Origin of the sequence: Coxiella endosymbiont of Ornithodoros maritimus (assembly GCF_907164965.1) — a bacterium.
GTDB lineage: Bacteria > Pseudomonadota > Gammaproteobacteria > Coxiellales > Coxiellaceae > Coxiella.
Genome location: NZ_CAJRAM010000062.1, coordinates 1 through 8,282 on the forward strand (window position 1 = coordinate 1; position 8,282 = coordinate 8,282).

Consider the following 8,282-nt stretch of genomic DNA (forward strand, 5'->3'; position numbering starts at 1 on the left):
CACATATTGAGCGCCTAACCCCTCTCGTGTGGATCACCTTACCCCACTCATCAATCCCACACAGTTGAAAAACCCCTTTTGCAATAAATACCAACACCAAGTATTTTAATATCTTTCATGGCCCTGCTCCTTTTTTTAAAAATAGAAACTCTATGTTGGCGCATTATAACGCCCTCTTTAAGGAGGGGCACTTTTCATTAGGTTACTTGTTGAAAACCTACACTTCTAATCGCATCCTCTATCCTCGCTAAATTGTTTTAACAGTTATGTTTGTATTTTTCAGTCGAACATAGCCCGAGCTGGAAAGTCCTCTATAGGTAAAACCCCGTTTCCAAAGAGGGTTATACGTTAGCAATAATGTCCCTTTGCTTTTCATGGGGTCGTAGCGGCTAGGGTCTAGACTTAAAGTCAGCCCATCATAACAAGCGGAAAGATCAACCGAATGGATTTGTTCCCAACTGGTTAGCCGGACACGTCGGCATCTTCCCGGCTGAATCTGAAACTGGGCTGCTCCAAAATCGTAGGGTTGTAAAAAGGGCGGCATCATTGCCATCCCGCCTTCGATAATCACTTGGATGTCGGGCCCGTTGTAAATAAGTTTTTGAGCGGCAAGCGATTTTTGGATTTCTTGATAGACAATGCGCATTTGCTGGCGCTCTTTTTCACTCATTCCTTGCCACTGTTGCCTTGAAAACCCCAATTGTTCAGGCCCTGCAGCACAACCCATTAATAACAAAGCGCTTAATATAATTACTATTTGTCGCAAAATTATTTTCCCCCTTCACTCCCCTTCCACACGCGGAAAAATGAGCTATATGATATCATCATAGGCTGTTAAGTTAAAGAGCGCAAGTTTATGCCTTTTCGCAAATATGAGGAGGTTGGGGCGATGAAATATTATAATTTGGTGTTATCATAAGCGCCATGAAAGCAAAGATTATCGAGCTGCCTTATTTTGAGGATGGTGCTGAATGTTTTTCGCATTTTGCATATTTGCCTTATGCTGTTTTTTTAGATGGTTGCGAGCGTTACCACGTCATAACAGCACAGTCGCGTAAAACTATTATCGACGATATATTTATTCAAGTTTGCGCTGCTTTACACGAATTAAAATCGACAGTACAAATTCCTTTGTCAGTTTCGCATTTACCTTTAAAAATCGGCGCTATTGGGTATTTAGGTTACGATTTAGCGCGACATTATTTTCCCTTAAAAGCACAAACTAAAAACGATATTACGCTTCCTTCACCGATCATAGGGATATACGATTGGAGCTTAGTCATCGACCATCATGAGCAAAAAACATGGGTAATCACACTTTCGGATGAACAGTTACGCTATATCCAAACGCAATTAATTATGCCAGCACACATTGACTCCTTCCACCTGCTTAACGATTTTCATTCCAACATGACCCACGACGATTACGCCTCTACCTTTAAAAAAATCCAACACCACTTGAGACAAGGCGATTGCTATCAAGTAAATCTTTGCCAGCGTTTTAGTGCCAGGTATCAAGGTTCACCTTGGTATACGCCTATCGACATCTGCGACAAACGCACCCTACTCCCTTTTCGGCGTACTTTAACCTCGTCAATCAGCGGGCAATTTTAAGCTTTTCTCCAGAACGGTTTTTGTGAGTAGAAAAAAACCAAGTGGAAACAAAACCCATTAAAGGCACCGCGCCTCGATTTAAAGATCCATTTGAAAACCGGCGGTCAGCAGAAGGTTTATTAAATAGTGAAAAAGACCGTTCTGAAAATTTAATGATTGTCGATTTATTACGAAATGATCTGTCAAAATGCTACAAACCTAATTCTATTCGTGTGTCTAAATTAGTTGCGCTCGAAAGTTTCCCCAATGTCCATCATCTCGTTAGCACCATTACAGGACATTTGCAGGATAATCAAGATGCGCTTGATTTATTGCGGCATTGCTTTCCCGGCGGCTCTATCACAGGCGCGCCTAAATTGAGCTCAATGCAAATTATTGAAAGTCTCGAAACGCATCACCGTTCCGTTTATTGTGGTGCGCTGGGTTACCTCGATATCAGCGGCGATTTCGATTGCAATATTATGATTCGCACCTTAATTTGTGATCGCAACCGAATACATTGCTATGGCGGTGGCGGTATTGTTGCTGATTCTGAACTACAAAGTAAATATCAAGAGTCTCAATTAAAAATCGAAAAACTGATTAATCAAGTGAGCTGTTTATGAAAGAAAATAATGATAAACAATTTTTGCATAAAGTTTTTGACTTAGTCAAAAATTCTATTTCGCATAATTTAGGCGGACCGTTTGGATCTCTTATTGTCCGCGATTCCAAAATTATTGCCAAAGGTGTCAATCGTGTGACCATTTCAAATGACCCAACCGCGCATAGCGAAATCGTCACTATCCGAGAAGCTTGTCAAAAACTCAATACGTTTGATTTAACGGGATGCTATTTATACGTTAATTGTGAGCCTTGTCCCATGTGTTTGGGAGCTTGTTATTGGGCTCGGATCGATAAAATCATTTTTTCTTTAACTAAAAAAGACGCTGAGAATATCGGTTTCAAGGACGCTTATTGTTACGAACAAATGCGCAAACCTCTATCCCAACGTGATTTAGTTATGGTGCAGTGCTTGCGCGAAGAGGCTTTGCCTTTGTTTGAAGCGTGGGATAAGAAAAAAGATAAACTCATATATTAGGTGTCTACGGGGATGACGAGTTGTTGAATAACATTAACGTCTTCTTTTTAGAAAAAGAATATCGGGCAACTGTTTCAAACGTTTAATAATTTTCTTAAGCGCTTCTAAATTTTTAATTTCAATGGTGAGATGAATGTAATGTCGGTTTTCGAGTTTATCCACCTGGCTATTTAATCCCAAAATAGCTACTTTTTCATCAGCAATACAATTGCTGATGTCACGAATAACGCCAGCGCGATCGTGAGCGACGATATCGATATCGACTGGGTATTGTTGAGGAAAAGAATCTCCCCATTGAACGGTCGTCACTCGCTGGGTCCGATATTTGATGGCTTGTTGAATATTAACACACGCTTGATGGTGAATGGTGATGCCACGACCCTTGGTTATATAACCAATAATGGGATCACCGGGTATTGGCTGACAACAACGGGCTAGTTGGGTAAGTAAATTCCCTACCCCTTCTATACTAACAAAGGCGCCTGCTTTGGGCGAAACCGAGGCTATTCCACGAACGGGATGTTCCAGAGGTGTTTTTTTGTCGCCAATTTTTACGGCACGCAACCGATTTAAAATGGTTTGAATACCAATATCGCCTGAACCTATAGCCGCCAATAAATCTGTTACGGAACTAAAATTAAAGGCTGAATAAATTTGATTAAGATCGTTTTTTAATAAACCCGCTTTGCTATAGGTTTTTTCCCAAATGGATTCTCCAACTGCTGCTTGCTTTTCTCTGTCTTTTTTACGAAACCAATGGCGAACTTTGTTTTGTGCCTGACGGGTTTTTAAATAGCCTAACGTTAACCAATCTCGACTGGGATTGCTTTCTTTTGCCATTAAAATCTCGACACAATCCCCCGTTTTTAAAGTAAGCGTCAAAGGGACCATTTTGCCATTCACTCGAGCACCACGACAGCGGTGCCCTATTTCCGTGTGGATGCGATACGCAAAATCAAGAGGCGTCGCTTCAGCTTCAAGATCAATAACACCTCCGTTGGGTGTAAAAACGTAAATATGATCTTCAAATATTTGACGCCATTTGACATCCGGACTGATCTCCTTTTGCCAATCCATCACTTCGCGAAGCCAGTTTATTTTTTCCTCATAATCCGAAGCCACCTTTTTACCTTCTTTATATTTCCAGTGGGCCGCGACCCCTAATTCAGCTTCTTCGTGCATTCCATAAGTTCTAATTTGAATTTCAACATTGTGCCCCTCTGGACCGATAACAGCGGTATGAATGGATCGATACCCATTGTCTTTAGGTTTCGCAATATAATCATCGAATTCTTTCGCGATAGGTTCCCAGAGCGCATGAACAATACTTAACGCGGTATAACAATCCTCTAAGCTAGAAACCAAAATGCGAACGGCGCTGGTATCGTAGATTTCACTAAAATCCACTTGCTTGCGTTGAATTTTTCGAAAAATACTGTAAATATGTTTCGCCCGCCCAGAAATATTATATTTTTCAATATCGCTTTCGCGGAATATGCCTTCTAAATACTCAATCAATCTTTCGATATATTTTTCCCGCTCAACCCGACGCATGTTTAACGATTTAGAAATTAGGCTGTACTCATTTGGATTGAGATAACGAAAAGCCCAATCTTCCATCTGCCATTTAAACTGACCCACACCCAAACGGTTCGCTAAAGGGACATAAAGGTCCATTATTTTTTGCGCGATATCTTTTTGCTCTGAGATGGGCTGATGGAGCGAATAACGCAGAGTGGTCAGCCGTTCGGATAATTTAATTAAAACAATGCGAACATCGTCTACCATCACCAACAACATTTTTCGCAAGTTATCAACAAAATTTTGTTGTTGAGAAAATCCACTGGTACGTATGAGCATATCATCGATCGTTTCCATACGTTTTGTACCCATCAATAATTTGGCGACTGATTTGCCGATTCGATCGGTAAGCGCTTCCTGCGAAATGTCAGATTGGGCAATGGTAGGATACAATAAAGCAGCAGCTAACGTTTCGCTGCTACAGCGCAAGGGTTGTAACAACGAGGCAATCGTCAAACCCTTTTCTATTAATACTTCGTGAGCGGGCGTTTCATAAGTTGAAGCTAATTTTTCAGCAAGCATAGAAGCCCGCTTCAGCAAATCTGTGTTCTGCTGGGGTTCAGTAGTAACTAACCATTCTTCCGCTTTTTCTAACATCGTGCTAATAATGCCATTACCTCAATTTTTTCTCATAAGCTGGACAACTTTACCTCGAGGGGGGCACAATAGGTGCTCTATGAGCCTAGCTGTTGCTATTATCGGCGCCATTATAGCCATTTTCGGTATCATCATTTTGCATGAATTGGGGCATTTTGTCGTCGCCCGGGCCTGTGGTATTAAAGTATTGCGTTTTTCTATTGGTTTCGGCAAGGTATTGTGGCGATGGAAAGATAAAAGCGGGTCAGAGTACGTTCTCGCTATGTTACCACTCGGCGGTTATGTCAAAATGCTCGGCGAAGGTGAAGAAGCCACCGCCCCCAAGGATGCTCACCGCGCTTATAATCAAAAACCCTTACTAGTGAGAATGATGGTCGTCTTTGCCGGTCCTTTCACTAACCTTTTGCTGGCAATTATCGCCTTTTGGGGCGTTTACTTGATGGGTGTTACTCATACGCGGCCTGTTATTGGCAGAGTAATTCCTCACTCGATTGCAGCACAAGCCGGCGTGAAAGCCGGCGACGAATTAATTCAAATAGACCAAACACGCGTTAAGAACTGGCAGCAAGCGTTGATGGCCACTATTAAACGCATGGGTGACCACTCTAAAATGGAACTGAAAGTCAAGCCGCTGTATTCTGATCGATTGGAAGCTCACGAGATGGATCTCTCTACATGGGTGCTGGACCGTCGTAGTCCTGATGTTTTCAAAAGTTTGGGCCTAACACCTTATCAGCCAAAAGTCCCTCCTGTAGTAGCATCTATTGCTAAAGATTCCCCGGCTGAAAAGATAAAATTACAATCGGGCGATCGAATCGTGGCTATCAACGGGCAACCAATTAAGGATTGGCTACAAATCGTCAACATAGTTCACAATAAACCCAATGAAGAAATTCAATTAACAATTATACGCGATCATAAAGCTCGTAGAATTCCACTAAAAGTGGCTACAACGAAAGAAGACGGGAAAGCTCTAGGTTTTTATTTAGGCATACTGTCGCGTCCCCCGCAGTGGCCGCCCCACTTTACTTATCAAGAGAAATACACGGTATGGAGCGCCTGGCTACCTGCTGTGGAACAAAGCTGGCGTCTCTTCACCTTCAATTTAATTGTTATGGCCAAGATGGTTATTGGCAAAGTCTCCATTCACACATTAGGGGGGCCAATTACAGTATTTCAAGCGGCGGGTAAAGCGACGCAAGCGGGCTTGCAAATGTATTTAGAGTTTATTGGATTCATCAATCTAACCATTGGGTTTATTAATTTGCTACCCATCCCTGGCTTAGATGGAGGGCACCTTTTATTTCAAGTAATTGAAGGCCTCTTCCGCCGTCCCGTCCCGGAACGCATTCAATTAATTGCTTTGACTATCGGCATGATATTTCTTATCTTCCTGATGCTCCAAGCGACTATTAATGATTTGGTGCGTCTATTTTTCAGCTCCTAATCCAATTCCAGCCGGGCAGCCAAGTTCCAAAAGAGCCGTAAGCTATTTCCCACAAAAAGTGGAGATCCCCCCCTCGTTTAATTAAAAACAATAATTTTAATTATTAACTGATTGAAATTCCTGAAAAAGAGGAACGCTATCTGGATGGCCTCAGAACCGCCGGTATTTTTTCAATTCCCTACCCTTGTTACCCCCTGAGATAGGATGGAAACTCGCCTTAGTCTCAGAAAAAGATTGTAGTTTTACAGGACGTTAGACTACGATACACATAACTAGACATCAGGTGTAACCAAACAATCACGGAGGATCGACAAATGAGAAAAGCACTTGCTAGCGTTGTTGTAATTATATTTGCAGGCTTACTTTGCACGAGTTTACTAACCATTTTTACGGGCAACTCATCGAGTAACCATTACAGCAGCCAATCATTGCAATATCCATGTTACATGTCTTATTGATTATTTCCCCCAGCCTAGTTTGTTTGTTGTAAAACAGCAGCTAGGCTGCTTTCATTCCAGAAAGGTTTGGATTCTGTTCGTCTAGTCCTTTCAGCCATTTTCCGCTCCGGGATTCTGACTGGGGATAAATCCGTTGTATTTGCAGCATCGATTTTAATTCTGAATAAGTTTCCGAACTGGGATGGCATAAATACACATATAGAGCATCTAGGATTTTTTCTAATTTCCCCAAGGCAACAGGATCACCTTTCTTTAATAAGCGTGTTTCCAAATACATTAATAAAGAACTATCGGCTTTATTTGAAAATATTAAAATGGAATGGCCTAATCTCATGCAGACCGTTGAAATGAGGATTTCGAATTGCGGATAATCTTTAGGTTTTTTAAATCCTTCAGTCTTTTTAAATATTCCACCTTATTCTTTAGCTGTTCAAAAGTTGATTTTTATTTATTTCCTATTGTTAAAAATAGGAACGATACTTTCTGCTGTCTTAATGCCTCTCTTTAATTTAACATCTAAACCACCTGGTTCAAACACGACCGATTGTATTTCAGCAAGTAGCACCATAAAAGGATCGTCAGGAAGAAAGTGGGCGCGATAATAGTCATTCTTCTCAATAGCAGGTGAAAATCTTTTCTTTAACCCTTTAAAAAAATAACACCCTCTTCCGACCTGTCACCAAAAAATTTGCTTTCTTTAATTTGAGTAATCGACGTTATTTTTTTATTTTCTATATCAGAAATACGTAGGTGACCCTCCCCGGGTAAACAAGAAGAAGAATGTTAAAAGGTTTTAAATCATGGTGAACTAGTTTATTCTTGTGCAGCCTTCCACACCAAAGACTAACTGACCAAATAAAATTTGTATATCCAGACACCTTGGATGAAATTTTAGACTAGCAAGATTTTCCACATTGGCATTCTTCCAATAAGCTCCTAAGTCCCCATCTTCTGCAAAATTGCTAAAAGAAGTAGGTTGTTCTTCGCTCCAGATAAGGTAGTATGGCAGGGCGAAAAAACGAGTATTGATCTTCAACCCACCCACCGCTTGTTCAAGTGCAGAAGAAAGTATAGCTGTAGTAGATTTTTCCGAAAAAGAACGTTTGGCTAAACCATCAAATTCTTCAATTTACGGACAAGCGCCGGCTCCAACGTAATGTAGATTAGAGCTGTTTGTCACCCTTTCGCTAAAAAGAGGAGTAATTCAATCTAAAATCTTTTTAATTGAGGGAAAGGCTGAGGTTGACGACGACATTTTTCACCTAGCATCTAAACCAGTTAACTTATACTCTGAATTTTATTTTTAATCCAAAAGGCGTCAATAATAAGATTCCTCCGTCTACTTTTTAATCATGGTCAGGCAGTCCGTATGAAGCGCAGTGAAATACGGGGATGATAGACGAGATCATTATTTTCCCGTATTCTGCTTTGGTCTATACGTATATGGCCCCAGGGTTGTTGTCAACAATCAGTTTTGACGAAAAGAACGTATATGCGGCTTCAC

4 protein-coding genes and 3 pseudogenes are annotated in these 8,282 nt (G+C 41.1%); 3 read left to right on the forward strand and 4 right to left on the reverse strand.

Annotated features, from left to right (window positions below; all coding sequences use genetic code 11):
• Together OWO34_RS06150 and OWO34_RS06155 are read right to left on the reverse strand one after the other, a co-directional pair.
• Nucleotides 1–119: pseudogene (locus OWO34_RS06150) on the reverse strand (IS110 family transposase); the annotation flags it as partial.
• A gap of 128 nt (nucleotides 120–247) precedes the next feature.
• Nucleotides 248–825, reverse strand: a pseudogene (locus OWO34_RS06155) (hypothetical protein).
• 99 nt (nucleotides 826–924) lie between these two features.
• Here OWO34_RS06155 and pabB point away from each other — a divergent pair.
• Together pabB and OWO34_RS06165 are read left to right on the forward strand one after the other, a co-directional pair.
• A pseudogene (gene pabB, locus OWO34_RS06160) lies at nucleotides 925–2,219 on the forward strand (aminodeoxychorismate synthase component I).
• Nucleotides 2,216–2,695: a nucleoside deaminase gene (locus OWO34_RS06165; protein ID WP_267256908.1), complete on the forward strand. Its 480-nt coding sequence runs from the start codon at nucleotides 2,216–2,218 to the stop codon at nucleotides 2,693–2,695. Before pabB ends, OWO34_RS06165 begins: the two are co-directional and overlap by 4 nt.
• Nucleotides 2,696–2,728: 33 nt before the next feature.
• On the opposite strand, the gene OWO34_RS06170 is transcribed toward OWO34_RS06165, so the two are convergent.
• Nucleotides 2,729–4,873, reverse strand: a complete 2,145-nt coding sequence (locus OWO34_RS06170) for a RelA/SpoT family protein (protein ID WP_267256909.1) — start codon at nucleotides 4,871–4,873, stop codon at nucleotides 2,729–2,731.
• A gap of 79 nt (nucleotides 4,874–4,952) precedes the next feature.
• On the opposite strand from OWO34_RS06170, the gene rseP reads away from it, so the two are divergent.
• A complete protein-coding gene (gene rseP, locus OWO34_RS06175; protein ID WP_267256910.1) occupies nucleotides 4,953–6,320 on the forward strand; it encodes an RIP metalloprotease RseP in 1,368 nt (455 codons plus the stop codon).
• 498 nt (nucleotides 6,321–6,818) lie between these two features.
• Here the strand turns inward: rseP and OWO34_RS09525 are convergent, their stop codons facing one another.
• On the reverse strand, nucleotides 6,819–7,112 hold the full coding sequence (locus OWO34_RS09525; protein WP_323808269.1) for a hypothetical protein: 294 nt from the start codon (nucleotides 7,110–7,112) through the stop codon (nucleotides 6,819–6,821).
• Nucleotides 7,113–8,282 lie beyond the last annotated feature (1,170 nt).

Coding starts and splice junctions, on each gene's coding strand:
- OWO34_RS06165 (WP_267256908.1), top strand. CDS start 2,216: ATGAAAGAAAATAATGATAAACAATTTTTGCATAAAGTTTTTGACTTA.
- OWO34_RS06170 (WP_267256909.1), bottom strand. CDS start 4,873: ATGTTAGAAAAAGCGGAAGAATGGTTAGTTACTACTGAACCCCAGCAG.
- rseP (WP_267256910.1), top strand. CDS start 4,953: ATGAGCCTAGCTGTTGCTATTATCGGCGCCATTATAGCCATTTTCGGT.
- OWO34_RS09525 (WP_323808269.1), bottom strand. CDS start 7,112: ATGAGATTAGGCCATTCCATTTTAATATTTTCAAATAAAGCCGATAGT.